The organism is Pseudarthrobacter adonitolis (assembly GCF_055412845.1).
In genome coordinates, this window is the sequence record NZ_JBVAYW010000010.1 from 12,087 (window position 1) to 27,080 (window position 14,994).

Here is a 14,994-nt window from a genome sequence, read left to right on the forward strand (position 1 = left end):
GCGCGTCGCATGTGCGCACCTCGAATGTTTTGGGCCGTGGTTGGCTGCGCTCAGGGGATTTGTGCTTTCCTGAGCGCAGCCCTCACCGGGAGTTTCGCCGGGCTGATTTTGCGGCAGGGCCCGCTAACCGGGGTCAGAAGGTCCGGGCGTTGGCCAGGACGGGCAGTTTGCCGCGGACCTCGGCAATGACTGCCGGGTCAATGTCGACGACGGCGAGTTCCGGTTCGCCGCCGAGTGCCACCAGTGCAGCACCCAGGGGAGAGATGACGGCGCTGTGGCCGACGCCGGTGGGAGCGTTGCCCGCGGAGGCGATGCCGACGCTTGCCGGATCGCCCTGTCCGCAGGCCACCACGAAGGTGGTGCTGTCCAGCGCGCGGGCACGGACCAGGAGGTCCCACTGATCAGCCTTGCCCTCGCCGGCACCCCACGAGGCGCAGACGATGTTGACCTGGGCGCCGGCTTTGGCATTGGCCGTGAACAGTGCCGGGAACCGTACGTCGTAGCACGTGGCCAGGCCGAAGGTGGTGCCGTTCACCTCGAAGGTCACGGGGGCTGTTCCGGCGTCCACGGTATCGGACTCGGCGAAACCAAAGGCATCAAAGAGGTGGATCTTGTCGTAGGAGGTCTCCACACCGGGTCCGGTGACCAGCAGGGTATTGCGGACGCGTCGGTCCCGCCCCGGGGTGAACATACCTGCCACGACGGTGATGTCCAGCTCCTGGGCGATGCTGCGGACGGCGGTGGCCCACGGCCCGTTCAGCGGCTCGGCACTGTCTGCCAGGCTGTTGCCAAAGGCGCGCATCGCCGCTTCCGGGAACACCACGAGCTCCGCTCCGGCGGCTTTGGCCCGCGTGGCGTAGTCTCGAATCAGCTCGAGGTTGGCGGCCAGATCGGCTCCGGTGATGATTTGGGCCACTGCTAAACGCATGAAATTACTCCATTCTGTTGTATACATAATGTATGCGAAAAATGTCGGGGACGGCGGCGTCCGGCCGCGAGAAAGCGTACGCACACCTGCGCGAGCACATCCTGATTGACCCGGAGGTGCAGGGGAAGTTCCTGAACGAGCAGGAACTGGCCGCCGAGATCGGCGTCTCGCGAACTCCGGTCCGGGAGGCGCTCCTGCTGCTCGTCTCCGACGGCCTGGTGGAACTGATTCCGCAGCGTGGGGCCTATGTTCCGCCGGTGACGGGCCGCGAAATGTCCGAGCTGATTGAACTCCGGGGTGTGCTGGAAAGCCATGCCGCCCGCCTCGTTATCGAACAACGTCGCGTTCCTGCGGAAACGATGCAGGACACACTGGACCAGCAGGCCGAGCTTCCCGAGCAGCTGAATGCGGAGGCTGCGCAGGAGTTCATTCGGCTGGACACCCTCTTCCACCAGCTGCTGATCGACGCCGCGGGCAATGAGCTCATCTCCCGAACGTACAGCAAGCTCCACGTCCGGCAGATCCTGGTGGGCGTCTCTGCCCTGTTCCGCACCGGAGACCGGCGCGGACAGGTGTGCGCCGAACACCAGGACATCCTCGATGCCCTGGTGTCCGGCGACGCCGCGAGGGCGCAGGAGGCCATTGACCATCACCTGGCTGTCACCCGGGATATCCTGCTGCGCACCTAATGACTTTGCCGTCGTTTTGGGTGCATTTTGTGGACAAAAACTCCGGACTGGTTAGTTGGCCTTGCCGGTGGCCGTCTGCTGGCGCGCTGCCGCGGTTCCTTCCAGCAGCAGGCGGTAGTCCTCGTCCTCCACAGGCCTCGATGGCCTTGAAGATCGGGTTGTCTTCCAGCTTCAGGCGGATCCAGAGGCCGAAACCGACCAGCAGGGCCGAGACCAGGAACGCGATGCGCCAGCCGAAACTGATGAACTGTTCCTCGGTCAGGGTGAGGGTCAGAACAGCCAGGGCGCCGTTGGCCATGAGGTTGCCGGCGGGCGGGCCCACCTGGGCTGCAGAGGCCCAGAAGCCGCGCCGGTGGGGGTCGCCGTACTCGCTGGAGAGCAGCACGGCGCCGCCCCATTCGCCGCCGACTCCCACGCCCTGGGCGAAGCGCAGCAGCACCAGGATGATTGGCGCGCTGATGCCGATGCTGTCGTAACCGGGGAGCGCACCTATCAGAACGGTGGCCACGCCGATGATCATCAGGGTGGTCACCAGCACCTTCTTGCGGCCGATCCGGTCACCCAGCCGGCCGAAGATGATGCCGCCGACGGGTCGGGACACATAGCCCACCGCATAGGTGGAGAAGGCCAGGATGGTGCCGGTCAGGGGATCGGATGACGGGAAGAAGACGAGGGGAAATACGACGGCGGCCGCGGCCGAGTAGACGGCGAAGTCATACCACTCGAGGGCGGTACCGGTGAGGCTGGCGGCGAAGGCCTTGTGCAGGCCCTTGGGGTGAATCGGCTTGTCCGGACGCGGTGCTGCGCCGGAGACCGGAACTGGGACTTTAGCCATGGTGTTGTCCTCCACGAGATGTTTACGGGTTACGCCTGTCACGCGTGGGCCGAGCTCGGCGTGCCCGGACCCACAACAACCCCGGCCCTCTACCCGGTCTCGCCGTACCTGGCGCAACAGGTTTCCGAAGTCCGGGTCCAGCATGCCCGGACATCCGGGGAAGCCGAATGGGCGCTGGTCATTACGGAAGACGGCGTGCTGCTGACGGTCGCGTGCGACCACACGGACCGCGAGTTTGAGGTCCATGGGGTGGCTTGGAGCAAGAATGCCAGCCCGGACGTCCTGGGCCGCAAGGCGTGGCGGCTGGAGGACGTGCGCGGCCACCTGGACCAGATCACGCTGAAGGGCTGGGTGGGGGTAGGCGAAACGCCGGACACGCTGATCCAGGACAGCTCGCTGGAAGCCCTGCTGACCCCGGATTACTGGCTTGAGTGCTGACCGAGCGTGGCCTGAATGAGCCGGGGACGGTCCTCATTTCCGGCACGGTGGCCATGACCAGCGGGGTGAACCAGTTCGCCCGCAGCTGGAAAGTGGAGATGACAGACCCCGTGACCGAATCCACCGTGGATGCCCAGTACGTGGTGGAGCCGATGGCCGAGCCCCTCGGCTGATTCCGCCGGGCCGGGGCACGTTGAGGGGCGCAAACTCCCGGTAGCATCATTGCTATGCCCACTGCGCTTGAAATGGCAGGTCCCATCCTGGAAATGATGACCTGGCTGTGCCTTCCGCCGGGGCTTGCCCTGCTTTTCTATTCGGGCATCCTTCGGCGGTTTGTGCACCCTTGGACCGTCGCGGAAGCAGTGGTCTACGCGGACGCCACCGGAACGGGCTTCCGCTGGTTTGACCGCAAGTACCAGGTCCACCACGCCCCGATGTCACCCCACGACATCAAGGACCTGGCCGTGGGCGACAGCCTGCCGATCTACTACCACCCCAAGCGCCCTACGCAGTGGCAGACCGCAGCGCCCGAAGCGGTGGGGCGGACCGCCGTCGTGCTCGGCCGTGTGCTCACCGGGATCGGTGCCGTGGCGCTCATCGCGGGCTTCCTGCTGCCGCTGTTCTGAAGTTCCGCGGCTGAACATCGGCAGGCTCAAGGCCAGCCGGGAATGCGGCCAGACGCGGGGAGGTTGGGCCTACATGCAACGCATCGGATCCTTTCCTTCGGCCACTGGGGCCCCGGCCAGGGTTCCCGTACCAGAACCGCCGGCGAGGCCTTGCACCAGGGCATTGAGCTGGCGGTGGCCGCCGAGGAACTCGGAATCGACGGCGCCTTCCTCCGGGTGCACCATTTCGCCCGTCAGCAGGCGTCCCCGTTCCCGCTTCTGGCAGCCATCGCTGCCCGGACCAGCCGCATTGAGATCGGTACGGGCGTGATCGACATGCGCTACGAGAATCCGCTGTACATGGCTGAGGAAGCCGCGGCCACGGATCTGATCAGCGACGGCAGGCTTCAGCTGGGCATCAGCCGTGGTTCCCCCGAGCCCGCCCGGAACGGAGCCGTCGCCGTCGGCCACAAACCGGCAGCAGGGGAGTCCGACGGGGACATGGCCCGCCGGCACACAGCCCAGTTCCGGCACGCCATCAGCGGTGCCGGAGTGGCTGAGGCGAACCCGCGCTACGCCGGCGGTGCCATCGGCCTGTTGCCGGTCCAGCCGCAGTCGCAGGGTCTCGCGGAGCGGATCTGGTGGGGCGCAGGAAGCCGCAACACCGCCGTGTGGGCGGCCGGACTGGGCCTGGACCTGATGAGCTCCACGCTGCTCACCGAGGACACCGGCGTCCCCTTCGACCAGCTGCAGGCGGAGCAAATCCAACTCTTCCGGGACGCCTGGGCCGCGGGACGGCACAGCCACCAGCCCCGCGTCTCCGTCAGCCGCAGCATCCTGCCGATCGTGGACGACGAGGACAGCGGGTACTTTGCGGGCAGCGCGCTGCGGGACAGCCGGGACCAGGTGGGCGTCATCGACGGCCTGACGGCACGCTTTGGCAAGACCTAAGCCGGCGCCCCGGATGTCCTGGCCGAACAGCTGGCGGCCGACGCCGCGGTCCAGGCCGCGGACACACTGCTGGTGACAGTGCCCAACCAGTTAGGCGTTGACTTCAACGCCAAAATGCTGGGCAACATCGCCCGGTACATTGCGCCCGCCGTCGGCTGGAGCCCGGCCCGTTCCTGATCCGGCGCAGATTCCGCTGGGTGATCCGCCCGGAAGGGAATATCCTGAGAAGGTGCGGGCCATTGAGGCCCGGGTATTCTCACTGCCTAGAGAGGCTCACCATGTCCGAGAAGCTACACCTCGCCCCGGAAGACGAATTCCCGGACGATCTCGCCGCGGTTCCGGACAAGGATCTGCAGGTTCTGGACAGTCAAGTACAGCGCCAACTGGACTACGAGTACGTGGCCGAGGGCGAACCGAACCCCGAGACCGAATTCCGGCACCACGACCTGGATGAGGAATTCCACGACCGCGACGACCGCTGAAAACCGTCCCCCGCCGTCGGTCTGGCCCATTCCGGTGACCTGCAGTGGAAATTAGTCAGCGTCCTTACTAATATTGCTCAGGAACCATCCACAAGCAACAGCCGTTAGGCTTGTAGCGGGCTTTGGGGGCTAAGCGTCCCATTATTACAGCGTGACTGCGGAACGGTCAGGAGAGAGAGATATGGCGCGCGCCGCTTTAGGTTTTGCTGCATGATCCGGCTACGTCAGCTGGCACAGGCGGCTTCCGTACTGACCACGCCATTGGCACCGGAAGATATTCTGGCGCTCTTCAACCCTGTCTTTTCCGCGCGCCAGCTGCGCGGAGTGGTGACCCGTGTGGTCCAGGAAACGGCGCAGTCGGCCACCATCTTTTTCCGTCCCGGCCGCGGCTGGCATTCGCACCTGGCCGGCCAGTGGGCGCGCATCGGCGTTGAGCTGGACGGCGTCCGCCACTGGCGCTCCTATTCGCTGAGCGCCCCCGCCGGCAAGGACCCCGCCATCACCGTCACCGATGTCGGGGCTGTTTCCGGAACCCTGGTCCGGACCACCAAACCCGGTGACGTCCTTTTCCTGGCACCCCCGCAAGGCGACTTCGTCCTGCCCGAGCACCCCCGCCCCCTGCTGATGGTCACCGCCGGCAGCGGCATCACTCCGGTGATGTCCATGATCCGCACCCTTGTTCCCCGCCGCCCGGATGCCGACGTCGTCCTTGTGCACTCCGCCCGCACGCCCGGCGACAGCCTCTTCCGCGAGGAACTCGCCGAGCTGGCTGACCAGTTCCCCAACTTCCGGCTGGCCCACTGGTTCACCGGCGAACAGGGCCGGATGGACCTGACCAACACGGCCGAGCTCGATGAGATCTGCCCGGACTGGAAGGAACGGGCCGCCTACGCGTGCGGTCCGGACAGTTTCCTGGACGACGCCGAGGCCCTGTGGAAGCAGGCGTCCCTCACCGCCGGCGCCCCCGGTTCCGATGTTGCGTTGCCCGGCGATCCCGGCAACCTGATGATTGAACGGTTCAACACCACCTTCGCCGGGGGTGTAGGGCACGACGGTGGCCTGGTCACCTTTGAGGCGTCGGACCGGGAAGTCGACGCCGACGGCGATACTCCGCTGCTCGACGTCGGCGAGGACGCCGGGGTGCTGATGCCCAGCGGCTGCCGGATGGGAATCTGCCACAGTTGCCTGACTCCGCTCCTGGCTGGACAGGTCCGTGATCTTCGCACCAATGAGGTCCACGGCGAACCCGGCCAACTAATCCAAACGTGTGTCTCGGCAGCCGCCGGACCCGTCAACCTCGAACTCTGAGGAGCCATACCGCATGTCAGTAGTTTCAGAAAGCAAAAAAGTCTCCGAAAGCAACACCGCCCCCACCGGAGCGGCAAAGACGCGGCCCGGAGCGCTGGCCGAGTCCGGCAGCCCCTTGGTCAGACCTCCTGCCGCAGCGCACCTTACCGACGAACAGGTAGCTGAGCTGGGCCGCGAACTCGACGCGATCCGCGACGAAATCCTGGCCAAGCGCGGCGCCTCCGACGCCGCCTACATCCGCCGCATGATCAAGATCCAGCGCGGGCTGGAGATCTCCGGCCGCGCGGCACTGCTGGTCAGCAAGAACAAGGCAGCCTGGGTCACCGGCACCACGCTGCTGAGCCTCGCCAAGATCCTGGAAAACATGGAACTCGGCCACAACATCCTGCACGGGCAGTGGGACTGGATGCGGGACCCGGACATCCACTCCACCACTTGGGAGTGGGACTTCGTCACCCCGTCGCGCGCCTGGCAGCACACGCACAACGACCTGCACCACCGCTGGACCAACGTGGTGGGCAAGGACAACGACGTCGGGTACAACCTCCTGCGTATGGACGAGAACCAGCCGTGGAAGCCCCACAACCTGGGCAACCCGATCTACAACGCCATCCTTTCCCCGCTCTTCGAATGGGGCATCGCCATCTACGACCTTGAGCTTGCTGAGTACCAGGCAGGCAAGAAGTCCAAGGAGGCGCTGCACAAGGACCTCAAGGCCCTGGGCCGCAAGGTGGTCACCCAGTTCACCAAGGACTACGCCGCCACGCCCGCCGTCGCCATGCTGACCGGTTCCGGCAAGCAGGCCCTCTACGGCACCCTGACCGCCAACGCCGTCCGCAACGTGTGGGCACACGCCGTGATCTTCTGCGGCCACTTCCCGGAAGGCACTGACACCTTCACCGAGGACATGGTGGAAGGCGAAACCCGCGGTGACTGGTACGTCCGCCAGATGATCGGCTCCGCCAACATCTCCGGCTCCAAGTTCATGCACCTGATGACCGGCAACCTGTCGCACCAGATTGAGCACCACCTCTTCCCCGACCTGCCGTCCAACCGGTACGCCGAGGTTGCTCCGCGGGTACGCGAGATCTGCCAGCGTTACGGCCTGAAGTACACCACTGGTCCGTTGCTGAAGCAGGTGGGATCGTCCTGGGCGAAGGTCTTCAAGCTGGCGCTGCCGGGCAAAGCTGCCAGGGCTTGAGCTGACTAAGCCTTAAGAGTGGAAGGGCCAGGCGAAATGAACTGGTCCCCGAAAGTTGGACTCGCAAATGCGATGTATCCACTTTAGTGGTCAGTGATCGGCTCTTCCCAGGAGTCCTCGTCCCATTTGGGACGGGGACTCCTGTCGTTGGGGCAGTTCTATGGCCGTTAAAGTGAATGTTCGTTTGGAGTTTCCCCGGGCCCCGCGCAGGATGCAGCGCAGGATGAGTGCGGTTTCCAACGATCGTCGCAACAGGTTTAGCACTTTCTATAAAGACGGCAAGGCCAGGTTAGGTGCACGACCGGCGGCTGGACACCCGGTTGAGGTGATGCCATTCGCTCGTGCACAAGGTATCGTCCTAGCCGTGGGCTACTACGTCAGAGCGTTTTGTACTGAGGGTGAACCTTCACCTCTGCGGCCGGTTCTTGCATACGCAGCTGAACGCGGAGTGCCTCTCGCCCTCGACCCGCCAGCCGGCGAGTCGTCTCTTGACGACGGCGGCTGGGAGCAAGTCGGTATTGTCTACAAGGATCACAAGTTGCCGATCCTGCTCGAAGTCAATCGCGACGACGGGGAGGATGAGTCCCTCATGCGCGAAGAGATCGAAGAGTTCATAGAGCTACTCGAGGACACGCCGAACAAAAGGAACCGAAGACGCGTCGAGAAACATCTGCGGAGTACGCGGTTTATCATCGCAGCCCAGCTGCCAACCTCCGATATTGACAATGATGGCTACGCCGCCCTGGGCCATGTTCTGACCTACTTCGTCGACAACAACGGCGCGATGATCCAGGCCGATGGTGAAGGGTTCTACGAGGGCGAGAAAGTCATCGTAGAACTCGACTAGCTGCAGTTTTCCGGCTTTAGGAAACCCCGGTGTCCCGTAGAAGGTTGGCTAAGAGGGACCTATGCCGCAATCATCTGAGCGCGATACTGTACTGGGCTCAGACCCTTGAGCTTGGTGGAAATTCTTTCGGTGTTGTACCAGCGCAGGTATTCGTGCAACGCGGACGCGAGTGCATCGGTGTTAAGGAACCGGACACGGTGGAAGAGCTCTTCCTTCAGGTGTCCGAAGAAGTTCTCCATCACGGCGTTGTCGTAGCAGTTGGCTTTGCGGGACATCGATTGGACCGCGCCGGCGTTCTCCAGGAGTGTGCGCCAGGAGTTGTGCTGATATTGGAATCCTTGGTCGGAGTGCACGAGGAGTTTCTGCCCGTCCTCCAGCGTGGCCAAGGCGCCACGCAGCGAGGCATTAGCCAGCTCCAGGTTGGGTGAAGCGCTAATCGCGTAAGAGATGATCTGCCGGTTATAAAGATCCATGATCGGTGAGAGGTAGAGCTTCCGGTCACCGACGCTGAACTCGGTTACATCGGTGACCCACTTCTGGTTTGGGGCATCCGCTTCGAACTGGCGTTTCAGCAGGTTCGGGGCCACGATGCCCTGCTCTCCCTGGTAGGAGTTGTACCGCTTCCTGCTTCGGACCTTGCAGACCAGCCGCAGGGAACGCATCAGCTTCAGGACGGTCTTCTTGGCGATCGTCCAGCCTTGCTTGCGCAGTTCGATATGGATCCGGCGGTGCCCGTACCGGCCCTGGTTCTTCTTGAAAATCTCTGTAATAGCGGCCTTCAGGGACGCCCGTGGATCTGGGCCTTGGAGGCGGGACTGGTGGTAGAAGAACGTGGACCGGGCCAACCCGGCTACGTCCAGGAGAACTTCCAACCGGTGCTCAGCCTTGAGAGCGATGACAGCGCGAACCTTTAGCGCTGTTCCCCGTCCCTCAAGGCGTTTACTTTTCCCAGGAAGGCCACCTCTGCGCGCAGGCGTTCGTTCTCACGCCGCAGTCGCTGCAGCTCCGGCTCCTGCTGTGCCGGGGCCTCCGGGTTCTTCCTCGGCCGGCCTTTCGGTTTCGGACGAAGGCCTTCCTCGCCTTCAGCCCGATACTGCCCCGCCCACACGGCTATCAGGTGTGGGGACGACAGGTCGAGCTCTTTCGCCAGAGCTACCCTGTTCTCGCCGGAGATATATCGCTGCACGGCGTTGAGCTTGAGCTCGAACGAATACTGTCTGCCTGGTTTGGTCACTAGAGCAGTATCTCCGCGGACACGCCATCTGTCGTGCAACCGGAGGACCGCTTTCCTGCCCACCCCAAGCCTGGTCGCTACGGCCCTGGAGCCCCAACCGGTCGCAAACAGCGCCACCGCGGCTTCGCGCTGCTCTTCAGACAACGAACTGCCTTTAAACATGAAAACTGCTCCCCGTAAGTCAGAACTGAATTTTCAGTCCAACTTTCGGGGAGCAGTTCAAAATGCCTGGCCCTTCCACTCTTTTTGCTATCCGGTCTGCTTCTTCAGGAAGGCGAGCAGGGCTTCGTTGACTTCCGCGGCGTGCGTCCACAGCAGGCCGTGCGGGGCGCCGTCGATCTCGACGTAGTCGGCGCTGGGCAGGGCCTTGGCGAAGAGGCGCCCGGTGGAGTCGATGGGCAGGATGTTGTCTTCCGAGCCGTGGACAATCAGCGCCGGAACATCGATCCGGGGGATGTCGCCGCGGAAATCGGTCAGCCACGTGGGCTGCGCGGCAACTGATGCGGTGGAGCCGGCCTCGGAGGCGATCTTCCAGCTGGCGTCCACGGCTTCTTGGCTGAGGCGCGGCGTGCCCAGGAACGTGTTCGTGTTGTAGAAGTTCTTGAAGAATTCCGTGAAGAACGCGTACCGGTCCGCCGTGACCGCCTCCGTGAGCCCGTCAAAGACCTTTTGCGGGACGCCGTCCGGGTTGTCGTCGGTCTTCAGGAGGAACGGTCCCAAGGATCCCAGGAACGCGGCCTTGGCCACGCGCGCCGAACCGTAGGTGCTCAGATAGCGGGCAACTTCACCGGTACCCATGGAGAAGCCCACCAGCACGGCGTTGTGGATTTCCAGCCTGTTCAGGAGGATATTGAGGTCGGCGGCGAAGGTGTCGTAGTCGTAGCCGCTGGTGGTTTTGGTGGACTTGCCGAAGCCGCGGCGGTCGTAGGTAATCACGCGGTAGCCGGCCTCCAGGAGGGCGGGGGTCTGCTTTTCCCAGGACGATCCGTCCAGCGGGTAGCCGTGGATCAGGACAACGGGCTGGCCGCTCCCGTGGTCTTCGTAGTAGACCTCGATATCGGTGCTGTTCTCGGTTCCAACGGTGACAAATGCCATCTCGGCGGTCCTTTCGAAGCTTCGGAATCAGTTTCGGGCGCAACCAAAGCCAACGCCCGGCATTTCCTACTCTAGGGACCGCCCGCCGCGGCACCAAGGATGTGGCTACTGGGAGGGCTGGGGCAGCTCGCAGGCGACCTGCGGGTTGACACCCATATAGTTCAAGGGCCCGGCGACGATGGTCACGGCCACCGTTCCAGCTTGGGCACAGGACCCGGGTGCCCCGCCGAAGTAGCCGCGCTGCCAGGCGGCGATTCCTCCGATGATCAGCCAGATGACAATCAGTGCTCCGAGAAACTTCATGGTGTCCTCCCATGGCCGTGGCCGCCTGTGCGTTCAAGTATGCGCCGATATCCGGATTCCAGACACCTCGCCCACCTCCAGACGCTCTCTCACTTCCTGCAGGAAAATCCCAATCCCTCTCTCACCTGGTGAGAGAGGGTCGGTGGAAAACGCGCAGGTAGTGAGAGTGCGTTTCAGGGGCGGTTGTAGGGACTAGCGACTAGGGGCGGGCGCCGAAGCCGCCGCCGCCCGGATCCTGTGCAGCGGTGTATTCGCCGGCCGTCACGGTGCCCACCTGATCGGCGCCGTCCCGGGAACCTTCGCCAACCCCGGCGCTGACCGTGGCCGTGCCGCCGGTGTAGACGGTGTGACGGTGCAGTCGCCGCTGCCGGTAGTCACCGTGGAGATGTTGATGTTCGAGCTGTCCGACACATCGGAGTGTCTGTGGTGACGGCGGCGGTGGAATCGCTGGTGCTGGTGGTGGCCGCCGTCGTACCCTGGCTGGTTTCCGTTTGGCTGGCCTAGTACGCGGAGACGTCCGAGATTTCCACATGTGGACCACGAACCGGTCCAACGCCCAGGCCGTGGCACCGCCTGCCGGAAGCGTTAGGGCAAGGGCCCCGGCGACGACGGCGCGCCGAATGTGGCTGCCCTTGCGTGGTTTGTTCTTGAGAGGAGTCATACCTCATTTGTAGGCAACCCAGCCATCGCTTCGATTTGCCGAGGATGTGCTGCGCCCGTGAAAGGGTGGCTCCTTGGCCGCAGGATCGCCGGCGGGAGCTGCAGCCGTCCAGGATCTTTCGGCTTCCTTGCGCGCCCCTAGTGGGCGAGCGAGTGGGCAGGCGCGAAGGTGCGGCTTACTGCTGCCGTTGTGGCGTCGGCTTCCGGCGGGCGGTGGCGTCCGCCGGGCAGAGCCGCAGTGCGAGCTCCTGCAGTTCCTTGGGGTAGAACGGCTTGGTCAGGTAGGCAGCAGCGCCGGAGGCCATTCCGGCCAGAATGTCGTCCTCCTCGGACCTGGCGGTGAGGAACAGCAGGGGAGCGGTGCTTAAGGCACGGATTGCCCGGGCTACGACGTGCCCGTCCATGTCCGGCAGGCCGAGGTCCAGGGTGATCAGCGCAACTGATGATTCAGCGGCAGCGGCAATTCCTTCGGCGCCGTTAGCAACCGAACGCACGGAAAAGCCTGCGCGGGTCAGGACCACCGTGATCAGACCGCGGATGTCATCGTTGTCCTCGATGACAAGGCAGATGCGTTTTGTTTTCATGAAAGCCCCTCAGCCAGCTTTGCCACCAGTGTACGGGGCCGGCGGGGTGGAAAACGTCATGAATGACGTATTCCGCAAACCGCCCCGCCGGTCAGTTCAGCGGTCACCTAGCCGGTCAGCTCAGCGGTCACCTCGCCGGGCGCCGGCTGAGGGACCGGGTTCAGCCGTCGTAGTGGGTCCGGGCCGGCCCTTGGTCCAGCGCATTCACCACGGCCGCTGCGACGTTGTGCAGCTTGGAGTTGCGGGTGCTGGACGCCGCTTTGAGGAGCTCGAAGGCCTCCTGCTGGCTGCACCGGTTCTGGGCCATGATGATGCCCACCGCCACGTCGATCACTGTGCGTGATTCGAGGGTGGCACGCAGGTGCGCCGCAGTCTCGCTGTAATGCGCGAAGCGCACCGCAAGCCGCAGGGCCAGGGAGGTCTGGCGGACGAAGTCCTCCGCAGCCTTCAGGACGCGGCCTTCGAAACGGGAGGTCCGGTGGGAGTAAAGGAGGAGGGTGGCTTTGGTTTCCCCCTCCAGCCGGAACGGGATGGCCAGGACCGAACGGATGCCTTGGTCCAGGACGGCTTCGCAGTATTCGGGCCAGCGCGCTTCGTCCTTCACGTCAGGAACATGGACCGTCACTTGCTCCAGCGACGCAGCCATGCCTGGGCTTTGCTCGGACTGATATTCAATCTGGCTGATGGCGCGGGCAGCGGCGCCGCTGCTGGCAATGGTGGCTGCCTTGCGCTGGCGCAGGAGGGTGATGCCGCACAGCACTTCGTCGCCGGGTTCGGAAAGATTGCGGGCCGCCACCCGGGCGAGCTCATCCAGGAACTCCTCTACGTCGGAGCTGTTGAGGAGTTCTTCGTGCAGGTGCTCGGTGATTGATGTAGCTGTTTTTGCTGTTGACTCGCTGGCCACGGTTCTTAGTGCCATTCGCTCAGGTCAAACGAGCCGGCAACTCCCCACACAACCCTGCCGGAGTGGCAAAGGGGCGACGGTCGCTGGATCGACGAACTGTCCAACGGCCTGCTGCTAAACCGATTACCAGAAGTATATACAGGCCAGAGCCGTGGGAAGCGCCACACGGCGGCCAGGCCGCGGAGTACTCAAGTACTACCTGTTTACCGCGCGGGTCGCACGGCCCGAAGATCCGGCGGTGGGGCCTTTTGGCTTGAAACTAAAGGAATGCGACTGGTTCATGAACCCTCCCACGAAGAGTCCCGGCGCGTCGGACACCTCCCGCCTGGCCGACGAAAACTGAGTACCCTGCCCCTCATCCAAGAGGTCGTGGCCGGGGAGGTCCGCAAAAGTCCAGTACTGCTACGCGTTGTTGGGATCACCGGAGCCGGGAAGTATGGGCGTCATCGATCAGCCGGAAGCAAGGTCCCTGAGTGGTGCCCGATGGCTGTGCGTCTCAGCATCTGTCTTTACCCCCAGCCAAAAAGGAGTCTCACTCATGCGCAAGATGACTAAGAAGAATCGGGTCCTCGCAGCAGCCGGTGCATTGGCCCTGGTGGCGGGCGGCGGCGGCGCTGCCTATGCCTACTGGACCACCGTCGGCACCGGCTCCGGTACCGCAACCAACTCGGCAGGCGGCGGCACTGTGACCCTGCACGCGAACTTCACCGGCGGACTCACACCTGGAGACTCCCGGGCGGTGGGCTACACGGCAGACAATGCCGACCCAAACACCAGCACCAAGGTGGGGGTGCTGTCCGCCACCGTGACCACCAGTGATCCGGACAACTGCCTGGCCTCCTGGTTTGCGGTCACCGCAGTCACCAGCAACTCTCTCGTGGCCGCAAACTCGACCGGCACCGCCGTGGGTAGCGGAACCCTTACGTTTAATGACAGCGCCGACAACCAGGATGACTGCAAGTCCGCAGTGATCACGGTTAACGTCACCAGCGAATAAGAAGCTTCGCCGGCGGGAAGGAGCAGAACCTTCCCGCTGGCGAATTCCACCTCCTCCCGCTCCATTCAGATCTGGCCAGAAGGGCTGAACGTGCAGAATGATTCTGGGTATTTCCGCACAGCCATGCGGAGAACCACCACCGTAGCGAAGGTGCTGCTGGTGGGTCTTGTGGTGATGCTCGTTTCGGCGGGCACCATCTTCGCGGCCAGCCAGGGCGGGAGCCAAGGCAACAAAACAAAGGGCGTCACCATCCAAGTGAATCCCTCCAGCCGGACGGTTGACCGAGGCGACCCGGTCAACTATTCGGTGTCCCTGACCTCCACCAACGGATTCAGCGGCAGCGTCACCCCCACTGTTTCGGGCCTGCCGGCCAGTACGACGGCGGCCTTCGCACCGGCGTCGGTCACTCTCGCATCGGGCAAAACGGCCACCGTCACACTGACGGTGGCGACGTCGGCAACCACTCCGGACGGCAAAGCGGACCTAACCATCGCCACGGCCGCCGGCGCAAGCCAGGCCGCCGCCGTCGTGGTCCAGCTCCACGTCCAGTCGTCCAAGAAGACCTTCACCATTTCCGGGAATCTGGGCACGCAGCTCACTCCGGGAGCCACCTATCCGTTGAATCTTTCCTTTGCTAATCCCAACAACAAGAGCCTGGCGCTGACCAGCCTGTCCGTCGCCATCACTGGCATCACCCGGACGCAGGCGGCAGCGGCTGCAGCGCTTCCCTGCGCGGCCTCGGACTACGTGGTGACCAACTACGCAGGCCCCTATCCGTTCACGGTCCCTTCAGGGTCCAGCTCGCTCCAATCACTCGGCATCGCTCCCGCACTGTGGCCCAAAATCGCCATGCTCGACACCGCGCTGAACCAGGACGGCTGCAAGGGCGCCACCCTCCAGTTCTCCTACTCCGGAGCAGGAGAGGGGAACTGA

Annotated in this window: 18 protein-coding genes and 2 pseudogenes; 11 read left to right on the plus strand and 9 right to left on the minus strand. The window is 64.0% G+C overall.

The features are described 5' to 3' along the window. Positions 1-133 precede the first annotated feature (133 nt). Positions 134-928: a carbon-nitrogen hydrolase family protein gene (locus ACZYZ4_RS11785; RefSeq protein ID WP_463861050.1), complete on the minus strand. Its 795-nt coding sequence runs from the start codon at positions 926-928 to the stop codon at positions 134-136. A gap of 32 nt (positions 929-960) precedes the next feature. Here ACZYZ4_RS11785 and ACZYZ4_RS11790 point away from each other — a divergent pair, with 32 nt between their 5' ends. After that, positions 961-1,617 carry a GntR family transcriptional regulator gene (locus ACZYZ4_RS11790; protein WP_463861052.1) on the plus strand — a complete coding sequence of 219 codons (657 nt, stop codon included), beginning with the start codon at positions 961-963 and terminating at the stop codon, positions 1,615-1,617. Between the two features lie 109 nt (positions 1,618-1,726). Here the strand turns inward: ACZYZ4_RS11790 and ACZYZ4_RS11795 are convergent. Further along, positions 1,727-2,452 (minus strand): annotated as a pseudogene (locus ACZYZ4_RS11795) (MFS transporter); the annotation flags it as partial. A gap of 18 nt (positions 2,453-2,470) precedes the next feature. Between ACZYZ4_RS11795 and ACZYZ4_RS11800 the strand changes: the two are divergent. The 8 genes and pseudogenes from ACZYZ4_RS11800 (at position 2,471) to ACZYZ4_RS11835 (ending at position 8,284) form a co-directional block, all read left to right on the plus strand. Further along, entirely contained in the window at positions 2,471-2,890 is a 420-nt protein-coding gene (locus tag ACZYZ4_RS11800) for a DUF2848 family protein (RefSeq protein WP_463861054.1), read from the plus strand. Next, entirely contained in the window at positions 2,884-3,063 is a 180-nt protein-coding gene (locus ACZYZ4_RS11805; protein WP_463861055.1) for a DUF2848 family protein, read from the plus strand. The genes ACZYZ4_RS11800 and ACZYZ4_RS11805 overlap by 7 nt, the downstream gene beginning before the upstream one ends. Positions 3,064-3,117: 54 nt before the next feature. Further along, positions 3,118-3,516 (plus strand): hypothetical protein, encoded by a 399-nt coding sequence (locus ACZYZ4_RS11810; protein ID WP_463861057.1) that lies wholly within the window; start codon positions 3,118-3,120, stop codon positions 3,514-3,516. Positions 3,517-3,589: 73 nt separating this feature from the next. Beyond that, positions 3,590-4,623 (plus strand): annotated as a pseudogene (locus ACZYZ4_RS11815) (LLM class flavin-dependent oxidoreductase). A gap of 101 nt (positions 4,624-4,724) precedes the next feature. Further along, positions 4,725-4,928, plus strand: a complete 204-nt coding sequence (locus tag ACZYZ4_RS11820) for a hypothetical protein (protein WP_463861058.1) — start codon at positions 4,725-4,727, stop codon at positions 4,926-4,928. 210 nt (positions 4,929-5,138) lie between these two features. Further along, entirely contained in the window at positions 5,139-6,236 is a 1,098-nt protein-coding gene (locus tag ACZYZ4_RS11825; protein ID WP_463861060.1) for a ferredoxin reductase, read from the plus strand. 13 nt (positions 6,237-6,249) lie between these two features. Continuing rightward, positions 6,250-7,437, plus strand: coding sequence for a fatty acid desaturase family protein (locus ACZYZ4_RS11830; protein ID WP_463861062.1), 1,188 nt, complete (start codon positions 6,250-6,252; stop codon positions 7,435-7,437). Positions 7,438-7,801: 364 nt separating this feature from the next. Next, the gene (locus tag ACZYZ4_RS11835; RefSeq protein ID WP_463861063.1) at positions 7,802-8,284 is read left to right on the plus strand and encodes a hypothetical protein; all 483 of its coding nucleotides are present in this window, start codon (positions 7,802-7,804) and stop codon (positions 8,282-8,284) included. A 59-nt stretch (positions 8,285-8,343) separates the two neighbouring features. On the opposite strand, the gene ACZYZ4_RS11840 is transcribed toward ACZYZ4_RS11835, so the two are convergent. The 7 genes from ACZYZ4_RS11840 to ACZYZ4_RS11870 all read right to left on the minus strand — a co-directional run bounded on the left by ACZYZ4_RS11840 (position 8,344) and on the right by ACZYZ4_RS11870 (position 13,064). Next, on the minus strand, positions 8,344-9,156 hold the full coding sequence (locus ACZYZ4_RS11840) for an IS3 family transposase (protein ID WP_463861065.1): 813 nt from the start codon (positions 9,154-9,156) through the stop codon (positions 8,344-8,346). A 38-nt stretch (positions 9,157-9,194) separates the two neighbouring features. Further along, on the minus strand, positions 9,195-9,662 hold the full coding sequence (locus ACZYZ4_RS11845; protein WP_463861066.1) for a helix-turn-helix domain-containing protein: 468 nt from the start codon (positions 9,660-9,662) through the stop codon (positions 9,195-9,197). Between the two features lie 105 nt (positions 9,663-9,767). Next, complete coding sequence (locus tag ACZYZ4_RS11850) at positions 9,768-10,613, minus strand: alpha/beta fold hydrolase (protein ID WP_463861067.1); 846 nt, start codon at positions 10,611-10,613, stop codon at positions 9,768-9,770. A gap of 105 nt (positions 10,614-10,718) precedes the next feature. Beyond that, the gene (locus ACZYZ4_RS11855; protein ID WP_463861069.1) at positions 10,719-10,916 is read right to left on the minus strand and encodes a hypothetical protein; all 198 of its coding nucleotides are present in this window, start codon (positions 10,914-10,916) and stop codon (positions 10,719-10,721) included. 199 nt (positions 10,917-11,115) lie between these two features. Next, complete coding sequence (locus ACZYZ4_RS11860; RefSeq protein WP_463861071.1) at positions 11,116-11,577, minus strand: hypothetical protein; 462 nt, start codon at positions 11,575-11,577, stop codon at positions 11,116-11,118. Between the two features lie 175 nt (positions 11,578-11,752). Beyond that, positions 11,753-12,160, minus strand: coding sequence for a response regulator transcription factor (locus tag ACZYZ4_RS11865; RefSeq protein WP_463861073.1), 408 nt, complete (start codon positions 12,158-12,160; stop codon positions 11,753-11,755). Positions 12,161-12,320: 160 nt separating this feature from the next. After that, a complete protein-coding gene (locus ACZYZ4_RS11870; RefSeq protein ID WP_463861217.1) occupies positions 12,321-13,064 on the minus strand; it encodes an ANTAR domain-containing protein in 744 nt (247 codons plus the stop codon). Between the two features lie 538 nt (positions 13,065-13,602). Here ACZYZ4_RS11870 and ACZYZ4_RS11875 point away from each other — a divergent pair. Both ACZYZ4_RS11875 and ACZYZ4_RS11880 read left to right on the plus strand, forming a co-directional pair. Next, on the plus strand, positions 13,603-14,061 hold the full coding sequence (locus tag ACZYZ4_RS11875) for a hypothetical protein (protein ID WP_463861075.1): 459 nt from the start codon (positions 13,603-13,605) through the stop codon (positions 14,059-14,061). 90 nt (positions 14,062-14,151) lie between these two features. Then, positions 14,152-14,994: a hypothetical protein gene (locus tag ACZYZ4_RS11880; protein ID WP_463861077.1), complete on the plus strand. Its 843-nt coding sequence runs from the start codon at positions 14,152-14,154 to the stop codon at positions 14,992-14,994.

Bases quoted from the DNA above. Each gene is read 5' to 3' on its own strand.
- ACZYZ4_RS11830 (WP_463861062.1), top strand. From the start codon at position 6,250: ATGTCAGTAGTTTCAGAAAGCAAAAAAGTCTCCGAAAGCAACACCGCC.
- ACZYZ4_RS11875 (WP_463861075.1), top strand. From the start codon at position 13,603: ATGCGCAAGATGACTAAGAAGAATCGGGTCCTCGCAGCAGCCGGTGCA.
- ACZYZ4_RS11850 (WP_463861067.1), bottom strand. From the start codon at position 10,613: ATGGCATTTGTCACCGTTGGAACCGAGAACAGCACCGATATCGAGGTC.
- ACZYZ4_RS11855 (WP_463861069.1), bottom strand. From the start codon at position 10,916: ATGAAGTTTCTCGGAGCACTGATTGTCATCTGGCTGATCATCGGAGGA.
- ACZYZ4_RS11865 (WP_463861073.1), bottom strand. From the start codon at position 12,160: ATGAAAACAAAACGCATCTGCCTTGTCATCGAGGACAACGATGACATC.
- ACZYZ4_RS11790 (WP_463861052.1), top strand. From the start codon at position 961: ATGCGAAAAATGTCGGGGACGGCGGCGTCCGGCCGCGAGAAAGCGTAC.
- ACZYZ4_RS11820 (WP_463861058.1), top strand. From the start codon at position 4,725: ATGTCCGAGAAGCTACACCTCGCCCCGGAAGACGAATTCCCGGACGAT.
- ACZYZ4_RS11860 (WP_463861071.1), bottom strand. From the start codon at position 11,577: ATGACTCCTCTCAAGAACAAACCACGCAAGGGCAGCCACATTCGGCGC.
- ACZYZ4_RS11785 (WP_463861050.1), bottom strand. From the start codon at position 928: ATGCGTTTAGCAGTGGCCCAAATCATCACCGGAGCCGATCTGGCCGCC.
- ACZYZ4_RS11810 (WP_463861057.1), top strand. From the start codon at position 3,118: ATGCCCACTGCGCTTGAAATGGCAGGTCCCATCCTGGAAATGATGACC.
- ACZYZ4_RS11825 (WP_463861060.1), top strand. From the start codon at position 5,139: ATGATCCGGCTACGTCAGCTGGCACAGGCGGCTTCCGTACTGACCACG.
- ACZYZ4_RS11800 (WP_463861054.1), top strand. From the start codon at position 2,471: ATGTTTACGGGTTACGCCTGTCACGCGTGGGCCGAGCTCGGCGTGCCC.